Annotated in this window: 16 protein-coding genes; 2 read left to right on the top strand and 14 right to left on the bottom strand. The window is 67.1% G+C overall.

What is annotated here, in order from left to right; genetic code table 11:
* Positions 1 to 28: 28 nt before the first annotated feature.
* From gap to ABVF28_RS09445, 7 genes are all read right to left on the bottom strand, one after another.
* The gene (gap, locus tag ABVF28_RS09475) at positions 29 to 1,030 is read right to left on the bottom strand and encodes a type I glyceraldehyde-3-phosphate dehydrogenase (RefSeq protein WP_258068117.1); all 1,002 of its coding nucleotides are present in this window, start codon (positions 1,028 to 1,030) and stop codon (positions 29 to 31) included.
* A 184-nt stretch (positions 1,031 to 1,214) separates the two neighbouring features.
* Positions 1,215 to 2,192: a DNA-binding protein WhiA gene (gene whiA, locus ABVF28_RS09470; RefSeq protein ID WP_068481866.1), complete on the bottom strand. Its 978-nt coding sequence runs from the start codon at positions 2,190 to 2,192 to the stop codon at positions 1,215 to 1,217.
* Positions 2,193 to 2,263: 71 nt separating this feature from the next.
* A complete protein-coding gene (gene rapZ, locus ABVF28_RS09465; protein WP_068481863.1) occupies positions 2,264 to 3,151 on the bottom strand; it encodes an RNase adapter RapZ in 888 nt (295 codons plus the stop codon).
* A gap of 58 nt (positions 3,152 to 3,209) precedes the next feature.
* On the bottom strand, positions 3,210 to 5,132 hold the full coding sequence (uvrC, locus tag ABVF28_RS09460; protein ID WP_371030300.1) for an excinuclease ABC subunit UvrC: 1,923 nt from the start codon (positions 5,130 to 5,132) through the stop codon (positions 3,210 to 3,212).
* Positions 5,132 to 8,005 (bottom strand): excinuclease ABC subunit UvrA, encoded by a 2,874-nt coding sequence (gene uvrA / locus ABVF28_RS09455; RefSeq protein ID WP_104311918.1) that lies wholly within the window; start codon positions 8,003 to 8,005, stop codon positions 5,132 to 5,134. The genes uvrC and uvrA overlap by 1 nt, the downstream gene beginning before the upstream one ends.
* A gap of 62 nt (positions 8,006 to 8,067) precedes the next feature.
* Positions 8,068 to 10,146, bottom strand: a complete 2,079-nt coding sequence (gene uvrB, locus ABVF28_RS09450) for an excinuclease ABC subunit UvrB (RefSeq protein WP_371030299.1) — start codon at positions 10,144 to 10,146, stop codon at positions 8,068 to 8,070.
* Positions 10,147 to 10,237: 91 nt separating this feature from the next.
* Positions 10,238 to 10,774 carry a Dps family protein gene (locus ABVF28_RS09445; RefSeq protein WP_371030298.1) on the bottom strand — a complete coding sequence of 179 codons (537 nt, stop codon included), beginning with the start codon at positions 10,772 to 10,774 and terminating at the stop codon, positions 10,238 to 10,240.
* Between the two features lie 145 nt (positions 10,775 to 10,919).
* Between ABVF28_RS09445 and ABVF28_RS09440 the strand changes: the two genes are divergently transcribed.
* Complete coding sequence (locus ABVF28_RS09440; protein ID WP_371030297.1) at positions 10,920 to 11,642, top strand: YigZ family protein; 723 nt, start codon at positions 10,920 to 10,922, stop codon at positions 11,640 to 11,642.
* A gap of 12 nt (positions 11,643 to 11,654) precedes the next feature.
* Here the strand turns inward: ABVF28_RS09440 and ABVF28_RS09435 are convergent, their stop codons facing one another.
* Entirely contained in the window at positions 11,655 to 11,906 is a 252-nt protein-coding gene (locus ABVF28_RS09435; protein ID WP_371030296.1) for a hypothetical protein, read from the bottom strand.
* 91 nt (positions 11,907 to 11,997) lie between these two features.
* On the bottom strand, positions 11,998 to 12,633 hold the full coding sequence (gene coaE, locus ABVF28_RS09430) for a dephospho-CoA kinase (RefSeq protein ID WP_371030295.1): 636 nt from the start codon (positions 12,631 to 12,633) through the stop codon (positions 11,998 to 12,000).
* Between the two features lie 156 nt (positions 12,634 to 12,789).
* On the opposite strand from coaE, the gene ABVF28_RS09425 reads away from it, so the two are divergent.
* Complete coding sequence (locus ABVF28_RS09425) at positions 12,790 to 13,434, top strand: DUF4126 domain-containing protein (RefSeq protein WP_371030294.1); 645 nt, start codon at positions 12,790 to 12,792, stop codon at positions 13,432 to 13,434.
* Between the two features lie 154 nt (positions 13,435 to 13,588).
* On the opposite strand, the gene rpsA is transcribed toward ABVF28_RS09425, so the two are convergent.
* The 5 genes from rpsA to ABVF28_RS09400 all read right to left on the bottom strand — a co-directional run bounded on the left by rpsA (position 13,589) and on the right by ABVF28_RS09400 (position 20,624).
* Positions 13,589 to 15,046, bottom strand: coding sequence for a 30S ribosomal protein S1 (gene rpsA, locus ABVF28_RS09420; protein WP_104252919.1), 1,458 nt, complete (start codon positions 15,044 to 15,046; stop codon positions 13,589 to 13,591).
* A gap of 221 nt (positions 15,047 to 15,267) precedes the next feature.
* Positions 15,268 to 15,729 carry a DUF779 domain-containing protein gene (locus tag ABVF28_RS09415; RefSeq protein WP_371030293.1) on the bottom strand — a complete coding sequence of 154 codons (462 nt, stop codon included), beginning with the start codon at positions 15,727 to 15,729 and terminating at the stop codon, positions 15,268 to 15,270.
* A gap of 137 nt (positions 15,730 to 15,866) precedes the next feature.
* Positions 15,867 to 17,390 carry an aldehyde dehydrogenase family protein gene (locus ABVF28_RS09410; RefSeq protein ID WP_371030292.1) on the bottom strand — a complete coding sequence of 508 codons (1,524 nt, stop codon included), beginning with the start codon at positions 17,388 to 17,390 and terminating at the stop codon, positions 15,867 to 15,869.
* Between the two features lie 99 nt (positions 17,391 to 17,489).
* Entirely contained in the window at positions 17,490 to 18,809 is a 1,320-nt protein-coding gene (locus ABVF28_RS09405) for a transcriptional regulator (protein WP_371030291.1), read from the bottom strand.
* Between the two features lie 117 nt (positions 18,810 to 18,926).
* The gene (locus tag ABVF28_RS09400) at positions 18,927 to 20,624 is read right to left on the bottom strand and encodes a DUF885 domain-containing protein (RefSeq protein ID WP_371030290.1); all 1,698 of its coding nucleotides are present in this window, start codon (positions 20,622 to 20,624) and stop codon (positions 18,927 to 18,929) included.
* Between the last annotated feature and the right edge of the window lie 33 nt (positions 20,625 to 20,657).

Below are 20,657 nucleotides of genomic sequence, written 5' to 3'. Positions count from 1 at the left end.
GGCGATCCTTCCTCTGTTGCCGAAGTGGTTAGAGCTTGCTCGCGACGTACTCGGTGAGGTCGACGAGGCGAACGGTGTAGCCCCACTCGTTGTCGTACCAGGACGACAGCTTCACCTGGTTGCCGATGACCTTGGTCAGTGGCGCGTCGAAGATCGAGGAGTGGTTCTCTCCCACGATGTCGCGCGAGACGATGTCTTCCTCGTTGTACATGAGGAGGCCCTTGAACTCGCCCTCGGCGGCTTCCTTGTACGCGGCGTTGACTTCCTCGACGGTCACGGGCGTCTTGGAGACGACGGTGAGGTCGGTGATCGAGCCGGTCTCGGTGGGCACGCGGAGTGCGAAGCCGTCGAGCTTGCCCGCGAGCTCGGGGATGACGAGGCCGATGGCCTTCGCCGCACCCGTCGACGTGGGGATGATGCTGAGCGCGGCCGCACGTGCACGACGGAGGTCCTTGTGGGGGCCGTCCTGCAGGTTCTGGTCGGACGTGTAGGCGTGGACCGTGGTCATGAGACCCGACTCGATGCCGAACTTGTCGTTGAAGACCTTCACGAGCGGCGCGAGGCAGTTCGTCGTGCACGACGCGTTCGAGATGACGTCGTCATTCTCGGGGTCGTACTCGGTGTGGTTCACGCCGAAGACGAACGTCGGGGCAGGTCCGGAAGCGGGAGCCGAGAGGATGACCTTCTTGGCGCCTGCAGCGATGTGCGCGCGAGCCTTGTCGGGGTCGGTGAAGTGCCCCGTGCTCTCGATGACGATCTCGACGCCGAGCTCTGCCCAGGGCAGGTTGGCGGGGTCGCGCTCGGCCGTGGCCGTGATCTTCTTGCCGTCGACGTAGATGGCGTCGTCGTCGAACGAGATGTCGTTCTTCAGCTTGCCACCCGTGGAGTCGTACTTGAGGAGGTGTGCAAGGGTCTTGTTGTCGGTGAGGTCGTTGATTGCAACGAGCTCGAGGTTGTTGTCATCCTGCAGCAGTGCGCGTGCGTAGCTGCGTCCGATGCGTCCGAAACCGTTGATGGCGATTTTCGTCACGTGATGCTCCTTTTTCCTGTTGTTTCTCCGATTTGACAGGACTGTGTGGCCATAAGCGGCCGGGTGCACCATCGCACCGAAATCGTGGGAACGGTCTGCTGGGCAGGCCCGTTCAACATCGTCAGCCTAGTCCCATGGGCGGGCGCGGAGGTGACCAAACGGGCAGAGCTGTTCGGCGCGGTGATCAGAGCTCGTCGAGCACGGGGAGGTTGGACTCCGTGCCGGGGATGCCGCGGTCCGATGCCTGCTTGTCCGCAAGCGCGAGGAGGCGACGGATGCGGCCGGCGACGGCGTCCTTCGTCATGGGCGGATCCGCGTAGCGCCCCAGCTCGTCCAGGGAGGCCTCGCGGTGCGCCAGACGCAGCTGCCCCGCGTACTTGAGGTGGTCCGGTGCTCCCTCGCCGAGGATCTCGAGCGCCCGCTCGACGCGTGTGCAGGCGGTGACCGCAGCCTGAGCGGAGCGCCGCAGGTTCGCGTCGTCGAAGTTCACGAGCCGGTTCGCGGTCGCGCGCGTCTCGCGGCGCTGCCGGAGGCTCTCCCAGCTCTCGACGGTCGCGTGGGCTCCGATGACGGTCAGCATCGCGCTGATCGCATCACCGTCGCGGATGACGACGCGGTGCACGCCACGGACCTCGCGGGCCTTGGACGAGACGCCGAGTCGTCCGGCCGCGCCGACGAGGGCCATCGCCGTCTCGGAGTTCGGGGTGATGATGTCGAGCGACGCAGACCGGCCCGGATCGGTCAGGGACCCGGCTGCGAGGAACGCGCCGCGCCAGACAGCGGTCAGGTCGTCCTGGCTGCCGGTGGTGAGTCGGTTCGGGAGTCCGCGAACTGTGCGTCGTCGCGCGTCCATGAGTCCGGTCTGCCTGGCGAGCGTCTCGCCGTTCTCGAGGACTCGAAGCAGGTAGCTCTCCCCCGGCCTGGCACCTGAGCCGGCGACGATGGAGATCTTGGCTCGCACGCCGTACAGCTCGAGGAGCTCTCGGCCGAGTCGTCGGGCGAGCATCTCGGAATCGAGCTGCGCCTCGACAGCGATGCGCCCCGAGATGAGCTGCAGGCCACCCGCGAACCTCAGGAGCGACGCGACCTCGGCAGCACGAGCTTGGGTTGTGGCTGCGCGCGTGCGCAGAAGCTCGTGCTTGACATCGGCGGTGAGCGTCACCGGGGTACCTCCATGGATCAGAGTGAGTGGGCGCGACGAAGCGTCGTCGCGAATGCGAGATGGAACGGGAGTCACTCGCGACCGAGGTCGCGGTGCCGCACGCTGATGATCGTGTCATCGCGTTCGCGCAGCAGGCTCGCGATGCGCTCGGTCATGGCGACCGAGCGGTGCTTGCCGCCGGTGCATCCGACGGCCAGCGTCACGTGCCGCTTGTTCTCACGTTCGTAACCCCGCAGCACGGGGTCAAGCATCTCAATGTAGTGGGTCAGGAACTCGTCTGCACCTTCTTGGTCGAAGACGTAGTCGGAGACGCGCTTGTCGCGGCCGTTGAAGGCGCGGAGTTCCGGCTCCCAGAAAGGGTTCGGCAGGAAGCGCATGTCGACGACCAGATCGGCATCCGTGGGGATGCCGTACTTGAAGCCGAAGCTCTGCACCGTCACGGCGACCTTGTTCTGGTCGGCTTCGCCGAAGCGCTTGACGATGCGGGTCACCAGCTGGTGGCCGTTGAGCTCCGAGGTGTCGATGACGATGTCGCTCGCCTCGCGGATCTCCTGGAGGCGGCTGCGTTCGCGGGCGATGCCATCGAGGATCGTGCCGTTGCCCTGCAAGGGATGCGGGCGACGGACAGCCTCGAACCGTCGCACGAGCGTTCCGTCGGTCGCATCGAGGAAGAGAACGTCGACCTCGTGCGTCTCCCTGAGCCCGCCCACGAGCGCGGTGAACTCCTCGAGGAGGTGGCCGCCACGCACGTCGACCGAGACGGCGAGCTTCGGGAGCGAGTCTCGCGCCTTTCCGGCGACCTCGATGAGGGGCCTGATCATCTGCGGGGGCAGATTGTCGACCACGAACCAGTCGAGGTCCTCGAACGCCTTGCACGCCGTGGACCGTCCCGCACCGGACATGCCGGTGACGATCATGATGTGCTGGCGTCCTTCGCCGTCGATCTCCGCCGAACTCATGCGCAGGTCACCTCCCGTGGACTAAAACACCAGCCTACATAGCCGGACCGTGCGTCTCTCACGCTTCCGCCGATTGCTCTCGCGCGAATCGCTCGGTTATCGCGGTCGCCGTGGCCTCTCCGACTCCCTGCACGCTCGTGAGCTCCTCGACGGTGGCCGCCCGGAGTCTCTTGACCGAGCCGAACTTCTTGAGGAGGGCGGCGACGCGCGTCGGCCCGAGGCCAGGGATGTCTGCGAGGACCGTGCCGATGTCGGCTTTGCGCTTCGTGCGCTGATGGCGGATCGCGAAGCGGTGCGCCTCGTCTCGAAGACGCTGCACGAGGAAGAGCGCTTCGGACCCTCGAGGGAGGATGACCGGGAAGTCGTCGTCTGGGAGCCAGAGCTCCTCGAGCCGCTTGGCGATGCCGACGACGGCGATGCCACGCACCCCGGATTCCTCGAGCGCGCGTTGCGCCGCGTTGACCTGCGGCACTCCGCCGTCGATGAGCAGCAGCTGCGGTCGGTAGGCGAACTTGGCCCGTGTGGATTCCTGCGTCGACGCTTTCACGCGATCCGCGGAGAGGGCTGCGTCCTCGACGATATCGGCCGGTGTCGCGTCGTCGCGCAGGTAGGCGAGGCGCCGCGCGAGCACCTGGCGAATGGAGTCCGTGTCGTCCGTCGACGACGCGATGTTGAAGCGCCGGTAGTGCGACTTCCGCGCCAGGCCGTCCTCAAAGACCACCATGGAGCCGACGATGCCGGTGCCTTGCAGGTGCGAGATGTCGTAGCACTCGATGCGAAGCGGCGCCTCGGCCAAGCCCAGCGCGTTCTGCAGCTCGGTGAGCGCATCCGATCGCGCGACGTAGTCGCTGCTGCGTTTTAGCTTGTACTGCGCGAGCGACCCCATGGCGTTGATCGTCGCGGTCTTGAGGAGTTCGGATTTCGGGCCCCGCTGCGCCGTTCGCAGGTTCACCTTGGCCTGTCTGGTCGCCTCAAGCCATTCCGACAGCGCCTCGGAATCGTCCGGCAAGGCCGGCACGATGATCTCACCTGGCGGGAAGAGTCCGTCATTCCCGTAGACGCGCTGCATCGTCTGGTCGATGATCGTTCCGAGGTCGGTGTCGAGTTCCTTGTCGAGCACCCAGTTGCGAACGCCGCGGATGCGGCCGCCGCGAACCGTGAACTGCTGCACGGATGCGCTCAGCTCGTCCTCCGCGATGCCGAAGAGGTCGAGGTCGACGTTGTCCGGCAGGACGACCGCGCTCTTCTCCAGGACGTTCTCGAGCGCTCCGATGCGGTCACGCAGTCTGGCTGCGTCCTCGAAGCGCATCTCGCTGGCGGCGAGCTTCATCTCCTCCTGCAGCGTCGTCAGCAGGCTGCGGTCATAGCTCTCCATGAACCGCACGAACTCGTTCACGATCACGCGGTGCTCCGCGATGGTCACGCGTCCGCTGCAGGGCCCTCCGCACCGGCCGATCTGGCCCGGGAAGCACGGGCGCCCGCTCTGCATGGCGCGCTTGTAGTTCGAGTCGTTGCAGGTTCGGATCGGGAACGCCTTGACCATGAGGTCGATGGTCTCGTTGACCGCCCATACCTTGGGGTACGGACCGAAGTACCTGGCACCGCGGATCTTCGGGTTGCGGGTGACGAGGACGCGCGGCGCCTCGTCGCCGAGCGTGACCGCCATGAACGGGTAGCTCTTGTCGTCCTTGAACTTGACGTTGAAGGGCGGCGAGAACTCCTGGATCCAGGTGTACTCGAGCTGCAGGGCCTCGGTCTCGGTGCGCACGACGGTCCACTCGACACGAGTTGCCGTCGTCACCATGTGCCGCGTGCGTTCGTGCAGCCGCTCGAGTGGCGCGAAGTAGTTGCTCAGGCGCGCGCGGAGGTTCTTGGCCTTCCCGACGTAGAGCACGCGGTCGTTGTCCCCGAGGAACCTGTAGACCCCGGGGGCTGTGGGGATGTCGCCCGTCGCGGGACGATATGGCAGGACGTTCGCCATCAGCGGCCAGCTGCCTCCCGGTCGAAGATCTCCTTGAGGTACTGGCCCGTGTGGCTCTCCGCGATGCCGGCGACCTTCTCGGGGGTGCCGACGCCGACGACGGTGCCGCCACCTGAGCCACCCTCCGGCCCCATGTCGATGAGCCAGTCCGCGGACTTGATGACGTCGAGGTTGTGCTCGATCACGATGACGGTGTTGCCCTTGTCGACGAGTCCGCCCAGCACCTTCAGGAGCTTGCGGACGTCCTCGAAGTGGAGGCCGGTGGTGGGCTCGTCGAGCACGTAGACGCTCCGTCCGTTGGAGCGGCGCTGGAGCTCCGTGGCGAGCTTGACGCGCTGCGCCTCGCCGCCGGAGAGCGTCGTCGCCGACTGCCCGAGGCGCACATAGCCCAGACCGACCTCGACGAGCGTCGAGAGGTACCGGTGGATGGCCGTGATGGGCTCGAAGAAGTCCGCAGCCTCGGCGATCGGCATCTGCAGGACCTCAGCGATGTTCTTGCCCTTGTAGTGCACGCTGAGGGTCTCGCGGTTGTACCGCGATCCTCCGCACACCTCGCACAGGACGTAGACATCCGGGAGGAAGTTCATCTCGATCTTCAGCGTGCCGTCTCCCGAGCACGCCTCGCAGCGGCCGCCCTTGACGTTGAAGCTGAAGCGCCCAGGCAGGTAGCCGCGCGCCTTCGCTTCGCTCGTCTCCGCGAAGAGCGTGCGGATGCGGTCGAAGACGCCCGTGTACGTGGCCGGGTTCGAGCGGGGAGTCCGGCCGATGGGGTTCTGGTCGACGTGGATGACCTTGTCGAGCTGGTCGACACCGGTGATGCGCGTGTGCTTGCCGGCGACGGCGCGTGCTCCGTTGAGCTTGCTCGCGAGCACCCGGTAGAGGATGTCGTTCACAAGCGACGACTTCCCGGACCCGCTGACACCCGTGACCGCGGTGAGGATGCCGAGAGGGAAGCTCACCTGCACGTTCTTCAGGTTGTTTGCCCTGGCGCCGACGACGGTGAGCTCTCGCTTCTTGTCGTACTTCCGACGCTTCTTGGGCGTCTCGATGCCCATGCGCCCCGAGAGGTAGTCGCCCGTGATCGACCTGGTGTTCTTCTCGAGGTCGGCGACGGAGCCACTGTGGACGACTTCGCCCCCGTGCTCCCCCGCTCCCGGCCCGATGTCCACGATCCAGTCGGAGGTGCGGATGGTGTCCTCGTCGTGCTCGACGACGATGAGGGTGTTTCCGAGGTCGCGCAGCTTGACGAGGGTCTCGATGAGTCGCCGGTTGTCGCGCTGGTGGAGACCGATGGACGGCTCGTCGAGGACGTACAGCACGCCGGTCAGGCCGGACCCGATCTGTGTCGCGAGGCGGATGCGCTGGGCCTCACCGCCGGAGAGCGTTCCGGCGGCACGGGCGAGGTCGAGGTAGCTGAGCCCGACCTCGATGAGGAAGTCGAGGCGGGCGCGGATCTCCCTGAGGACCTGCGCGGCGATCTTCGCCTCCCGGTCGGTGAGCTCGACCGTGTTCATGAAGTCCAGGCAGTCGGCGAGGCTCAGTGTCGTCGCGTCGGCGATGGAGCGGCCGTGGACCTTGACCGCGAGCACCTCGGGGCGCAGGCGCGCCCCGTTGCACGCCGAGCACGGGATCTCGCGCAGATACTGAGCCCAGCGGGCACGGGTCGCGTCGGTCTCCGCCTCGGCGTACTGGCGCTCGATGTAGGGCATGACGCCCTCGAAACCCGAGCTGTACGTCATCTGTCGGCCGAAGCGGTTGCGGTACTTGACCTTGACCTCGTACTCGCGCCCCTCGAGGATGGCCTCGCGGACCTCCTCTGGGAGCTTCTTCCATGGAGTCGTGAGCTTGAACTGGATCTGCTCCGAGAGCCCGAGGAGGAGGCGCTCGTAGTACTGGTACAGGCTCTTGCCCTGGGAGCTCCACGGCAGGATGACGCCATCCGCGATCGAGTCGAGTGGGTCGCCGATGAGCAGCTCGCGGTCGACGGACATGCGCGTGCCGAGGCCGTCGCAGGTCTGGCAGGCGCCGAACGGGGCGTTGAAGGAGAACGTCCTCGGTTCGATCTCGGTGAGCGCGATGGGGTGGTTGTTCGGGCAGGAGAGCTGCTCGGAGAACGTGGTCCACGCATCGTCACCCTCCGCATCCACGAAGTTGATCTGCACGAGGCCGTCCGCCAGGCGGAGCGCCGTCTCCAGCGAGTCGGTCAGGCGGCCGAGCACGTCGTCGGCGGCGACGAGGCGGTCGACGATGACCGAGATGTCGTGCTTGAACGACTTCTTGAGCTTGGGCGGGTCGGTGAGCTGCACTCGCTCGCCGTCCACCATCGCCCTCGCGTAGCCCTGACCGGAGAGCGACTGGAAGAGGTCGACGAACTCGCCCTTCTTCTGCTGCACGACGGGCGCGAGCACCTGGTACCTGGTGCCCTCCTCGAGCTCCATGAGGTGGTCGGCGATTTGCTGCACGGTCTGCCGCTGGATGACCTCGCCGCAGACCGGGCAGTGCGGCACGCCGATTCGCGCCCACAGCAGGCGGAGGTAGTCGTAGATCTCCGTGATCGTGCCGACCGTCGACCGCGGGTTCCGGTTGGTCGACTTCTGGTCGATCGAGACCGCGGGGCTCAGGCCCTCGATGAAGTCGACGTCGGGTCGGTCGACCTGGCCGAGGAACTGCCGCGCGTAGGCGGAGAGCGACTCGACGTATCGTCGCTGGCCCTCCGCGAAGATGGTGTCGAAGGCGAGCGACGACTTCCCCGACCCGGAGAGGCCCGTGAACACGACGAGACTGTCGCGTGGGATCTCGAGGTCGACGTTCTTGAGGTTGTGGACGCGGGCGCCTTGGACGCGCAGCTGCGAGGAGGGAGGAAGGACGGCCATAGCTCTTTCAGGTTCTCTATTCGTGTGGATGCTGTGCGCCCGTCAGAGGCGCGCGGCCGCGGTCACCCCTTGGTGACGTGCCCGGCTCGTTCCATGGTCCGGAGGTCTTGCTTCAGAGCCGAGAGCTCATCGCGAAGGCGGGCGGCGAGCTCGAACTTGAGCTCGCTGGCCGCGTCGAGCATCTGCGCGTTGAGGTCAGAGATCATGTTCTCGAGCTCGCGTGCGCCGGATGCGGCGAGACCCTCTCGCTTGAGCTTAGGTGTCGTCTGCCGCTTGTTGTCGCCCTTGCCGCGAGATGCGAGGAGGTTTTCGGTGTCCTGCCCCTCACGCATGAGCGACTCCGTGATGTCTGCGATCTTCTTGCGCAGCGGGGTCGGGTCGATGCCGTGCTCCTTGTTGTAGGCGAGCTGGCGGTCGCGGCGCCGGTCGGTCTCCTCGATGGCTTGCGCCATGCTGTCGGTGATGCGGTCGGCGTACATGTGCACCTCGCCCGTCACGTTTCGGGCGGCGCGTCCGATGGTCTGGATGAGGGACGTGCTGGAGCGCAGGAACCCCTCCTTGTCGGCGTCCAGGATCGCGACGAGGGACACCTCCGGCAGGTCGAGGCCCTCGCGGAGGAGGTTGATGCCGACGAGCACATCGTAGAGTCCGGCACGAAGCTCCGAGAGGAGCTCCACCCGGCGCAGCGTGTCGACGTCGGCGTGCAGGTAGCGGACGCGGACGCCGTTCTCGCCGAGGAAGTCAGTGAGCTCCTCTGCCATCTTCTTGGTGAGGGTCGTGACGAGGACTCGCTCGTCGCGATCTGCGCGGACTCGAATCTCCTCGAGCAGGTCGTCGATCTGGCCCTTTGACGGCTTCACGATGATCTGCGGGTCGACGAGCCCCGTCGGGCGGATGATCTGCTCGACGAACCCGTCAGCTTGCGCGAGCTCGTACTTGCCCGGCGTCGCCGACAGGTACACGGTCTGACCGACGCGGTCGCTGAACTCGTCCCACCGAAGCGGTCGGTTGTCGAGGGCGCTCGGCAGGCGGAATCCATGGTCGACGAGCGTGCGCTTCCGCGAGGCGTCACCTTCGTACATCGCGCCGATCTGCGGCACGGTCACGTGCGACTCGTCGATGACGGTGATGAAGTCGTCCGGGAAGTAGTCGATGAGGCAGTGCGGGGCCTCGCCGGGCGCACGACCATCCATGTGCCTCGAGTAGTTCTCGATGCCGGAGCAGAAGCCGATCTGCTCCATCATCTCCAGATCGAAGGAGGTTCGCATGCGGAGCCGCTGGGCTTCGAGCAGCTTCTGCTCGCGCTCGAAGACGCCGAGGCGAGCATCGAGTTCGTCGCGGATCTGGCCCATGGCCCGTTGCATCGCATCCGCGCCTGCCACGTAGTGCGAGCCAGGGAAGACGCTCACGGAGTCCATGGAGCGGACGACGTCACCGGTCAGCGGGTTGAGGGCCGTCAGCGCCTCGATCTCATCGCCGAACATCTCGATCCGGATCGCGAGCTCCTCGTAGACGGGGATGATCTCGATCGTGTCGCCCCGAACTCGGAAGGTGCCGCGCTGGAAGGCCACGTCGTTGCGCTGGTACTGCATGGTGACGAAGCGCCGGAGCAGCTCCTGGCGCGGGATGCGGTCTCCGACGTGGAGCGCGAGCATCGAGTTGAAGTACTCCTCTGGCTTCCCGAGGCCGTAGATGCAGGAGACCGTGGAGACGACGATGACGTCGCGGCGACTCAGCAGCGAGTTCGTCGTGGAGTGCCGTAGCCGCTCGACCTCCTCGTTCACCGAGCTGTCCTTCTCGATGAAGGTGTCGGTCTGCGGGACGTACGCCTCCGGCTGGTAGTAGTCGTAGTAGGAGACGAAGTACTCGACGGCGTTGTTCGGCATGAGCTCGCGGAACTCCGTCGCGAGCTGCGCCGCCAGGGTCTTGTTGTGCGCCAGCACGAGGGCCGGGCGCTGCAGCTTCTCGATGAGCCACGCGGTCGTGGCGGACTTTCCGGTTCCGGTGGCCCCGAGCAGGACGACATCCGGTTCGCCGGCGTTGATGCGACTCGCAAGCTCGTCGATAGCCTTCGGCTGGTCGCCACTCGGCGTGTACTCGCTGACGACTTCGAAGGGACGGACGCTGCGTGTTGCTTGCATAGAACAAGTGTACGTGGCGGCTGCGACATTTCGGGGCCTCCGTGATGCGCTCTGCGCGATCACGGAGGCCCCGATGTGCAGTCGGCGCGGACTAGTCCTCGCTCGAGAGCACGCCATGCGTGTTCTCGAGGTGTGCGCGGATGAACCACTGGAACTTCTCCAGCTCGGACACCTGGCCGATGACCAGGTCCTGGGTCACGAGGTCGAGGTCGTCGAGGCGCTTGATGGCCTCGCGGTGGTCGGTGATGACGCCCACGTAGACGTGGTCCAGCGCCTCGAGGTGCTGGCGGGTGCCTGCGCGGAACACCTCGTAGTCACCCCAGGTGCGGGCCTGGACGAGCGCGCCCGGCAGGCCGTTCGGCGGCACGCCGAGGGTCGCCATGCGCTCCGCGACCTCGTCGGCATAACCGCGAACGAGTTCGATCTGGGGGTCGAGCATCTCGTGGACGCTGATGAAGTCGCGCCCGATGACGTTCCAGTGGGCGTGCTTCAGCGTGAGGTGCAGGTCGTTGAGGGCGTGAAGGCGAAGCTGGAGGAGCTCGCCGATCTCGTGGCCCTTGTCGAGCGAGAGCCCGGGGACGGTGTACTCGCCGTTCTCGGTGTGCTGGCTTGAGGCTGTTGTGGTCATCTCAGTCCTCTCTTGGGAGCGCGAGTCGCGGATCCCGGTCGATGAGTCCCGTTCAGTGCGGGGGAAGACCAACCTTGTCAGCCAGGTCTGAACGTTTGGTCGGAGGACTGCCGAGGATGCGCGGCGACCGCCGTAGACTGCCGGGATGCGCGCCGCACAGTCAGGGGGCAGCCCGTCGAGCGGGCGTGCCGACTCGGCGCCGAGCTACGGGGTACTCGCCGATCTGGGTCCGCTCGACAACGAGATCGAGATCCGCCGCTCCCGGTTCATCTGCCGCCTCCAGCGAGTGGAGAGCGAAGCGGAGGCAAGGGCGGTCATCGCCGATCGGCGGGCCGCACACCGACTGGCGCGCCATCACTGCAGTGCGTTCGTGCTGGGTGCCGGGCGAGATGTCCAGCGCTCGAACGATGATGGCGAACCTGGCGGGACGGCTGGGACGCCTATGCTCGAGGCGCTCGTGCTGCACGAGCGCGAACGCGGCATCCCGTCCTCGGCCGACCTCAGCGACGTCGTCGCTGTGGTCACGCGGTACTTCGGCGGCGTTCTGCTCGGCGCAGGCGGGCTTGTGCGCGCTTACTCGGAGTCCGTCTCGGCAACCCTGCAGCTCGCACGACTCGCGACGCGCGAGGCGAGGGCGATCTTCAGCCTCGAAGCGCCGCACGCCACCGCAGGTCAGTGGGAGAACGAGCTGCGCGTCCGCGGCGTGCTCGTGGCCGGAACCGACTACGCCGGAGCCACAGCCATGTTGAGCCTGGCCATCCCCGACTCCCCTGACGCGCGCGGGCGGCTGGCTGCCGAGGTGGCGGCGGTCACCGCCGGCCGGGGCTCGCTCGTCCCCCTCGGCGCCGAGTGGGTCGATCTCGCCTAGGGCGTGCACGCGTCACCTCCGGGAAGCGGTCACCATGAGGTACTCCCAGTTCATCTGGCCGTCCTGCAGGGAACGGTCGGCGAGTGCCGCCAGGTCTGCGTCCAGTGCAGCCACTCGCGCTCTGTGGTCGGTCACACCGCGGTCTGACAGCCCGTGTCCGCGCTCGTCGTACCGGATCACCGTTGCGATGCGGCCGAGCTCCACGAGGAAGTGGCGCCAGACAGGGCTCTGCCAATCGAACTGCAGATGACTCAGCGCCCCCACAGGACTCACGCTAGAACTCCCGAGCGCCCAGCATGCCCCATCGTCAGCCCACTGTCAGGACCAGGCTTGGGGCCAGGCGCGCGTCCGTCGGTCAGACTCCGTACGTCTGCGTCTCCGGTGCTCGAAGGCTCGCGGCCGTGAGCCGGCGCCACTCGGCGTCGACCTGATCGAGTGTCTCGTCGAGGGGGGCGCTCGTGTCGATGAGCACGTCGGCGATCCGACGCCGCTCGTCATCGCTCGCCTGCGATGCGATTCGAGCCTGCGCGTCTTCCGGTGTCATGCCGCGACCCTCGACGAGACGCTCCTCGCGGATGTTGGCCGGCGCATCCGCAACCCAGATCTCCTCGTAGTCGTAGTTGCTCGTCGATTCGACGAGCAGCGGGATGACATGCACGACAAGGGCCGCCGGGTCGTCGGCGAGCACCTCATCGAGCTTCTCCCCCGTGAGGCGACGCACCTCCGGGTGCACGATGTCGTTGAGCGCCCCGCGTGCCTCGTCGTCGCCGAAGACCAGCGCGCCGAGTGCGGGACGGTCCAATGTGCCGTCCGCCAGGAGCACCTGCTGTCCGAAGCGCGCGACGATCTGTCGAAGCGCTGGAGCGCCGACGGCGACGGCCTCTCGCGCGAAGACGTCGGCGTCGAGGATCACGCCGCCGAGCTCGGCAAGTCGGTTGGCGATGGTCGTCTTGCCGGATCCGATTCCCCCGGTCAGCGCGATGGTGACCATGATGTGCCGTCCTCTCGTCTGCGCATGCCCTCCGACGGGCATCGTCGTGTGGCCAACGCTACTGCGCTCCGGCCGAGAGCACCCTCCGGCAATCCCGGGACGACCCGCCCCCGGGCTGATCGCGTGCCAGACTGGGACGCAGGAGGCACGAGACACATGCTTGAAATTCTGACCGGCCTGGGACTCGCGACGGCGAGCGGCCTCAACGCGTTCATCCCACTGCTCGGGATCGGGCTTCTCGCCCGATTCACCGACCTCATCGCGCTTCCAGCAGACTGGGCCTGGCTCAGCAACGACTGGGTGCTCATCATCGTCGGCGTGCTGCTCGTGCTCGAGCTCGTCGCCGACAAGGTCCCCGCGCTGGACCACGTCAACGACTGGATCCAGACGGTCATCCGCCCGACCTCCGGCGGCATCGTCTTCGGGGCTGGCACCGCCAGCTCGACCGCAGCCATCCAGGACCCGGCCAGCTTCTTCACGAGCAACGCGTGGGTGCCAGTGGTCATCGGGATCGGCATCGCCCTGCTGACCCACCTCACCAAGAGCAGCACCCGAGCCGCGGCGAACGTCGTGACAGCTGGTGCGGCCGCTCCGATCCTGAGCGTCGGCGAGGACGCCATCAGCGTCGGGCTGCTCTTCTCCGCGATTCTCGTGCCGCTGTTCGTGCTGGTCATGCTCGCAATGCTCGGTGTGCTCGCCTGGCTGCTGTTCCGCAGCTTCAAGCGCGTGCGCGACGCCCGCGCTGCCAGGTCGGGGTCGGCGGCTCCCCCGGTCCCGCCCGCCCCGGGCTTCACCGCCTGACCAGAACGAGCCCCGCTGGGACGAGCAACGCCCGGCCGCTTCTCAGCGGCCGGGCGTTGCATTCGCGCCGGTATCCGCGCCTCTCTCCCCACAACGGCCGAAGGCCGGCCCCAGAACTGGGACCGGCCTTCGGATGCACTGCTGCTGCTGGGAACTAGTTCCCTGCGAGCTTCTCGCGGAGGGCGGCAAGCGACTCGTCGTCGGCAAGCGTTCCTGCGCCAGCTGCTTCGCTCGCGAACGAGTTCGAGGAGCTCGACGGCGCGACAGCGCTGACGTTCTGCTCGATCTCGGCTGCGGATGCGACCTGCTTCTTGTGCGCTTCCCAGCGAGTCTGGGCGAGAGCGTACTCCTGCTCCCAAGCCTCGCGCTGTGCGTCGAAGCCTTCCTTCCACTCGTTGGTCTCGGGGTCGAAGCCCTCGGGGTACGTGTAGTTGCCCTCAGCGTCGTACTCGGAGACCATGCCGTAGAGCGCCGCGTCGAACTCGGTGCCCTCGGGGTCGACGCCATCGTTCGCCTGCTTGAGCGAGAGCGAGATGCGGCGACGGTCGAGGTCGATGTCGATGATCTTGACGAACAGCTCCTGACCGACCGACACAACCTGCTCGGCGAGCTCGACGTGACCGCTGGAGAGCTCCGAGATGTGCACGAGGCCCTCGATGCCGTCTGCGACGCGCACGAACGCACCGAACGGAACGAGCTTCGTGACCTTGCCCGGTGCGATCTGACCGATGGCGTGCGTGCGTGCGAGCACCTGCCACGGGTCTTCCTGCGTTGCCTTCAGCGAGAGCGAGACACGCTCGCGGTCGAGGTCGACCTCGAGGATCTCGACGGTGACCTCCTGGCCAACCTCGACGACCTCGGAGGCGTGCTCGATGTGCTTCCAGCTGAGCTCGGAGACGTGCACGAGGCCGTCAACGCCACCCAGGTCGACGAACGCACCGAAGTTGACGATCGAGGAGACCACACCCTTGCGGACCTGGCCCTTCTGGAGGTTGTTGAGGAAGTTCGAGCGGGTCTCGGACTGGGTCTGCTCGAGGAGCGCGCGGCGCGAGAGCACGACGTTGTTGCGGTTCTTGTCGAGCTCGAGCACCTTGGCCTCGAGTTCCTGACCGAGGTACGGCGTGAGGTCGCGCACACGGCGGAGCTCGATGAGCGAGGCCGGGAGGAAGCCGCGGAGGCCGATGTCGACGATGAGACCGCCCTTGACGACCTCGATGACGGTGCCGGTGACGACGCCGTCCTCTTCCTTGATCTTCTCCACGTCGCCCCAGGCGCGCTCGTACTGTGCGCGCTTCTTGGACAGGATCAGACGGCCTTCCTTGTCCTCCTTCTGGAGAACGAGGGCCTCAACGGTGTCGCCGACCTGAACGACCTCGGTGGGGTCGACGTCGTGCTTGATCGAAAGCTCGCGCGAGGGGATGACGCCCTCGGTCTTGTAACCGACGTCGAGGAGGACCTCGTCGCGGTCGATGCGAACGACGGTGCCCTCGATGAGGTCCCCGTCGTTGAAGAACTTCAGCGTCTCTTCGACCGCGGCAAGAAAGTCCTCAGCAGATCCGATGTCGTTGATGGCGACCTGCTTGGTTGCCTTTTCGGTCGTGGTGGTGGTCATGTAGGTAATGCTCCAGGTGGGCTATAAGTCGGCCCGGATGTGCTGCTCTCGGCATGATGTCGAGGGCAATGGTGCTCATCCGGGAATGCGGATACGTGCACACAGAAAAGTGCTCTGTCAGCCTAGTCGGCGAAGTCAAGTGAGAGCAAGTGTCGCGCGTGGCGAGTTCCCCGGCGTTTGCGGCGAGTCGGTCCCGCGAGCCCCGTTCGGCTCCGCACGGATCAGGAGACGGCGAGCGAATCCGCGTCGGTGCCGTCGGGGTTCATGAGCTGCGAGCGGATCAGGAAGCGCTTGCCTTCCGGGGCCTCCAGCGAGAAGCCGGATCCCCGCCCGGTGACGATATCGACGGTGAGATGAGTGTGGCGCCAGTACGCGAACTGCTCGCGCGACATCCAGAACTCCACTCGACCCGCGTCGGCGATGTCGGTGGTGCCGAGGAGGACGTCGGCGTCGCCGGTGAGGAAGTCGCCAGCCGGGTAGCACATGGGCGAGGAGCCATCGCAGCAGCCCCCGGACTGATGGAACATGAGCGGGCCGTGGCGCCTCCCGAGCGCCGAGATCATCCCGACGGCTTCCGGCGTGAAGGAGACCCGGGAGAAGGTCTCGCCCTCGATGGTCGGGGTCGACGCGAGCGCTCCACCACTGGGCAGCTCGTCGACATCGCCTCGCACTTCGCTGTGCATGTCTTCACCCGTTCGTTGTGTCTTGGTGTCCGGCCTTGCTTTGGGTCGCACGCGCGGCTCGGTGTCGCGTGTGCGGCGAGCGTACGCCCGGCGCCCGAGGACTCCATGAGTGCTCGGACGCCGGGCGCGGGCGTGAATCAGAAGAAGCCCAGCTTGTCCTCGCTGTAGCTGACGAGGAGGTTCTTCGTCTGCTGGTAGTGGTCGAGCATCATGAGGTGGTTCTCGCGGCCGATGCCGGAGGACTTGTAGCCGCCGAACGCCGAGTGGGCAGGGTACGCGTGGTACTGGTTGACCCAGACACGGCCGGCCTGGATGTCCCGGCCGGCGCGGTAGGCGGTGTTGCCCATGCGCGACCAGACACCGGCGCCGAGACCGTAGAGGGTGTCGTTGGCGATCGAGATCGCGTCGTCGTAGTCGGAGAACTTCGTGACCGCGACAACCGGGCCGAAGATCTCCTCCTGGAAGATGCGCATGCTGTTCTGGCCTTCGAAGATCGTGGGTTGCACGTAGTAGCCGCCCGCGAGGTCGCCGTCCAGTTCCGCGCGCGCGCCGCCGATGCGGACCTTCGCGCCTTCCTGACGTCCGATCTCCAGGTAGCTGAGGATCTTCTCGAGCTGGTCGTTCGAGGCCTGGGCGCCGACCTGCGTGTCGGTGTCGAGCGGGTTGCCCTGCACGATCTTGCGGGTGCGCTCGGTCACGTCCTCGAGGAAGCTGTCGTAGATCGAGTCCTGGATGAGGGCGCGGGACGGGCAGGTGCAGACCTCACCCTGGTTGAGGGCGAAGAGCGTGAAGCCCTCCTGGGCCTTGTCGTAGTACGCGTCATCGCGCAGCGCGATGTCCTCGAAGAAGATGTTCGGGCTCTTGCCGCCGAGCTCGAGCGTCACGGGGATGATGTTCTGCGAGGCGTACTGCATGATGAGGCGCCCGGTCGTCGTCTCGCCCGTGAACGCGATCTTGCGGATGCGCGAGTTCGACGCCAGCGGTTTCCCGGCCTCGGCGCCGAAGCCGTTCACGATGTTCACGACGCCAGGCGGGAGCAGGTCGCCGATGAGCTCGAAGAGCACGAGGATCGACGTGGGCGTCTGCTCTGCCGGCTTCAGGACGATCGCGTTGCCTGCTGCGAGTGCTGGCGCGAGCTTCCACACGGCCATGAGGATCGGGAAGTTCCATGGGATGATCTGGCCGACGACGCCGAGCGGCTCGTGGAAGTGGTACGAGGTCGTGTTGTCGTCAAGCTGGCTGAGCGTTCCTTCCTGCGCCCTGATGGCTCCCGCGAAGTATCTGAAGTGATCGATCGCGAGCGGGATGTCGGCGGCGAGGCACTCTCGGATGGGCTTGCCGTTGTCCCACGTCTCGGTGACGGCGATGTACTCGAGGTTCTCCTCGATGCGGTCTGCGATCTTGTTCAGGATGACGGCACGCTCGGCCGGGCTGGTCTTGCCCCAGGCGGGGGCTGCGGCGTGCGCCGCGTCCAGGGCCGCCTCGATGTCCTCGGCCGTTCCGCGGGCGACCTCGGTGAAGGGCTGGCCGGTCACCGGGGTGATGTTCTCGAAGTACTCGCCCTTCACCGGCGGCACCCATTGGCCGCCGATGTAGTGCTCGTAGCGCGGCTTGAACGAGACGAGGGACCCGTCGGTTCCTGGCTTGGCGTACACAGTCATGGGGACTCCTTTGTCCGGGGAAACTCTTCCTCGGCAGATTAGGAGCGACAACGTTGCAATCGGGTTGCAGCACTATGGCGCTGTCGCGCGAGGAGCGCTTCAGGACTCGAGCGATTCGATCCGAGCGACGTACCTGGAACGGGCGGGCGAGCGAGGCGGGAGCACGCCGAGGGCGATGCGGAAGGCGTCGGAGTCCTGGGCGACCTCTGGGAGCTCGAGGTAGGCGAGCAGCGTCGGCGTGTCCGCCGTGCTGAGGACCTGGTCCCGGAGCGTCGCCGAGATCTCGGCCCGCAGTTCGCGGATGCCAGGCGCATCGGAGGCGGGCAGGAGCTCGCCCGGATACATCCTCACCGCCGCCCGGACGTCGCCCGCTGCGAGGAGGCGCAGCACCTCGGCGGCATCGCTCGTGAGGCCCTTCGCGACACGATAGGGGCGCGGCACGAGGTCGAGGTCGCGTTCGGCGAGGAGCGGCCTGAGCCTCGCGAGCTCCGCCCGGAGCGTGACCTCCTTGGCCGTCTCACCGTAGAGCCGGAGTGCAAGCTCCCCCGCGCTGAGCCCGGAGGGGCGTGCGGCGAGGAGCGTCAGGATCTCTCCGTGTCTGCCGCTGAGCTCGAGCAGCGGCAGGCCCGGTGCTGCGAGTCGAGCACGATGGACGCCGAGTGCGCTGACCTTGGCCGTAGCGGCCCCGTTCGCCGGCGCACTCGGGAGGGACGGGCCGCCGGAGCGAGCCGCGGCGCCTGCCAGCAAGGCGGCGACTCGCATCTCGGCTTCGGCGGCGGCGACGGCTGCCCGCATGAGGGCGAGGGAATGGGGGCCGACCGCCCGTTCGTCACCCGTCAGGTCGATGGCTCCCACCGCGAGGCCGGACAGGGGATCGCGGATGGGGACCGCGGTGCAGCTGAGCAGCTGCACCGCGGGGGCGAAGTGCTCGGCGCCCGCGATCTGCACGCCTCGACCTGAGGCCAGAGCTGTGCCCGGGGCGCTCGTGCCGACGGCACCCTCGGACCAGTCGGCGCCTGCCACGAAGTCCATGTGCTCCGCGCGGCGAAGCGTGTCGCTGTCCCCGCGCACCCACAGGAGACGTCCCTGCTCGTTGGTGATGGCGACGATGAGGCCGGTGTCCCTGGCCGGCTCGACGAGCAGGCGGTCGAGGACGGGAAGGACGTGCTGGAGGGGGCTGCGTTCGCGTGCGGCCGCGAGCGGTTCGAACGCGTCGAGGTCACGAGCCCTGGCATTCGAAGGACTCCCGAGCAGGTGCAGCGAACGGAGCCAGGATTCGCGGACGACGCTGCGAAGGCCTGCGACCGCCGAGCGGAGGTCGACGCCTCCGCTTCGCCCGCCGTCGGCGTCGATCAGGGAATGGGCGGATGCGGCGGCCGCCTGGTCGGGACCGACGCTCTCGCCACTCTGCGGGTGCACCTCGCAGCCTCCTCGGATTCGCGGCAGCGAATGCATCGATGCATTCGCTGCCGCGAGCCTAGGCGAAGCCGCCTGGGTGATGTCCAGCCACGAAGGCCGGACGCTCGAGCCGCCCGATCAGTCCGTGCTGAGCACCTCGCGGAGGGTGTCGAGGCCGAGGCCGCCGAGGTCGAGCGCACGCGAGTGCCAGGCCTTGAGGTCGAAGTCATCCCCGCCTCGCTGTTCGGCTTCCGCGCGCAGCTCCTCCCAGATGCGCTGACCGATCTTGTAGGAGGGTGCTTGGCCCGGCCAGCCGAAGTAGCGGTTCACCTCGAACTTCACGAAGCCGTCCGGCATGTTCACGTGCTGGCGCATGAAGTCGAGCGCGTACTCGTAGTCCCAGACCTCGTCTCCCTCGGGGACCGTCTTGCCGAGGTGGACACCGATGTCGAGGACGACGCGTGCTGCGCGCATCCGCTGCCCGTCGAGCATGCCGAGTCGGTCGGCGGGCTCATCGAGGTAGCCGAGCTGCTCCATGAGGCGTTCCGCGTACAGCGCCCACCCCTCGCCGTGGCCCGAGGTCCAGTTGTTGCGTCGCCAGGTGTTGAGCTGGTCTCGGTTCAGGGTCGCGCGCGCGATCTGCAGGTGGTGGCCCGGGACGCCTTCGTGGTACACGGTCGTCAGCTCGCGCCAGGTGTCGAACTCCGTGACGCCCGGTGTGACCGACCACCACATGCGGCCGGGACGGGAGAAGTCCTCGGACGGGCCCGTGTAGTAGATGCCGCCCTCTTCCGTTGGCGCGATCATGCACTCGAGTCGGCGCATCGGCTCCGGGATGTCGAAGTGGCTTTCTGCGAGCTCGGCGACGGCTCGGTCGCTGGTCTCCTGCATCCAGGCCTTGAGAGCCGGCTTTCCATGCAGTTTTCGGCTCGGATCGAGCTCGAGGTGAGCGATGGCCTCCGCGACGGATGCGCCTGGGAGGATCTCGTTCGCGATCGCCTCCTGCTCGGCCTTCATCCGCGCGAGCTCGGCGAGGCCCCACTCGTAGGTCTCGTCCAGGTCGACGGCGGCACCGAGGAAGCCGCGGGAGGCGAGCGCGTAGTGCTCGCGCCCGACGGCGTCGGTCTCGCTCGCCGCGGGCAGCAGCTCGTCGTCGAGGAACGTCGTGAACGCGCCGTACGCGGCAGACGCGAGCTCAGCGCCTCGCTGCAGCTTCTTGCGGAGTTCCTGCGAGAGCTCGCCGGTCGCGGGCGACGACTCCGCGAGCTGCTCGAAGAAGTTCCCCGGGGCCGCGTACTCGCCGGTCTGCACGGCGACTTCGCGGACCTGCCGCTTCGCGGGAACTACACCGGCCATGATGCCCGCGCCGAGGCGCTCCGTGTAGCCCTCGACCGCCGCAGGCAGGCTCTCGAGGCGCCGCGCGATGTCCTCGAAGTCGCTCGGCGTCTCGCGAGGCATGAGGTCGAACACCATGCGGATGTCCTGCGCCGGAGATGCGATGTTCGACAGTTCACGCAGGTGCAGCTTGGCGTCGATCATCTCGACCTCGAGCCCGAGGCTGCGTCGCAGCTCGAGCGCCGTCACACGGTCGACCTCGTCGGTCTCGGTGAGCGTGTCCAGCTTCGCGAGCACCTCGACGATCGCGGCGCGCTTCCGGGGAGCCGCGGCCGACGAGTAGTCGCCGTACTCGGCCTTGTCGCCCTCGGCGCCGAGCTCCACGCGCAGCTCGGGCGAGAGGTCGATCTCGGTAGCGACCCAGGCCTCCGCGAGCCGGTCGATGTCCGTCTGCGGTCGTGGCTGACTGGTGTTCTGGGTGGGAAGAGCGGAAGTCGTCATCCCGCAAGCCTATGCTCGCCCCTCTGGGTCCCC

Origin of the sequence: Pseudoclavibacter sp. JSM 162008, assembly GCF_041366455.1 — a bacterium.
Lineage (GTDB): Bacteria > Actinomycetota > Actinomycetes > Actinomycetales > Microbacteriaceae > Pseudoclavibacter.
This window is presented reverse-complemented; position numbering and strand designations above follow the sequence as displayed.

Coding starts and splice junctions, on each gene's coding strand:
- rapZ (WP_068481863.1), bottom strand. CDS start 3,151: ATGAGTTCGGCGGAGATCGACGGCGAAGGACGCCAGCACATCATGATC.
- uvrC (WP_371030300.1), bottom strand. CDS start 5,132: ATGGCGAACGTCCTGCCATATCGTCCCGCGACGGGCGACATCCCCACA.
- uvrA (WP_104311918.1), bottom strand. CDS start 8,005: ATGGCCGTCCTTCCTCCCTCCTCGCAGCTGCGCGTCCAAGGCGCCCGC.
- uvrB (WP_371030299.1), bottom strand. CDS start 10,146: ATGCAAGCAACACGCAGCGTCCGTCCCTTCGAAGTCGTCAGCGAGTAC.
- ABVF28_RS09445 (WP_371030298.1), bottom strand. CDS start 10,774: ATGACCACAACAGCCTCAAGCCAGCACACCGAGAACGGCGAGTACACC.
- ABVF28_RS09440 (WP_371030297.1), top strand. CDS start 10,920: ATGCGCGCCGCACAGTCAGGGGGCAGCCCGTCGAGCGGGCGTGCCGAC.
- coaE (WP_371030295.1), bottom strand. CDS start 12,633: ATGGTCACCATCGCGCTGACCGGGGGAATCGGATCCGGCAAGACGACC.
- ABVF28_RS09425 (WP_371030294.1), top strand. CDS start 12,790: ATGCTTGAAATTCTGACCGGCCTGGGACTCGCGACGGCGAGCGGCCTC.
- rpsA (WP_104252919.1), bottom strand. CDS start 15,046: ATGACCACCACCACGACCGAAAAGGCAACCAAGCAGGTCGCCATCAAC.
- ABVF28_RS09415 (WP_371030293.1), bottom strand. CDS start 15,729: ATGCACAGCGAAGTGCGAGGCGATGTCGACGAGCTGCCCAGTGGTGGA.
- ABVF28_RS09410 (WP_371030292.1), bottom strand. CDS start 17,390: ATGACTGTGTACGCCAAGCCAGGAACCGACGGGTCCCTCGTCTCGTTC.
- ABVF28_RS09400 (WP_371030290.1), bottom strand. CDS start 20,624: ATGACGACTTCCGCTCTTCCCACCCAGAACACCAGTCAGCCACGACCG.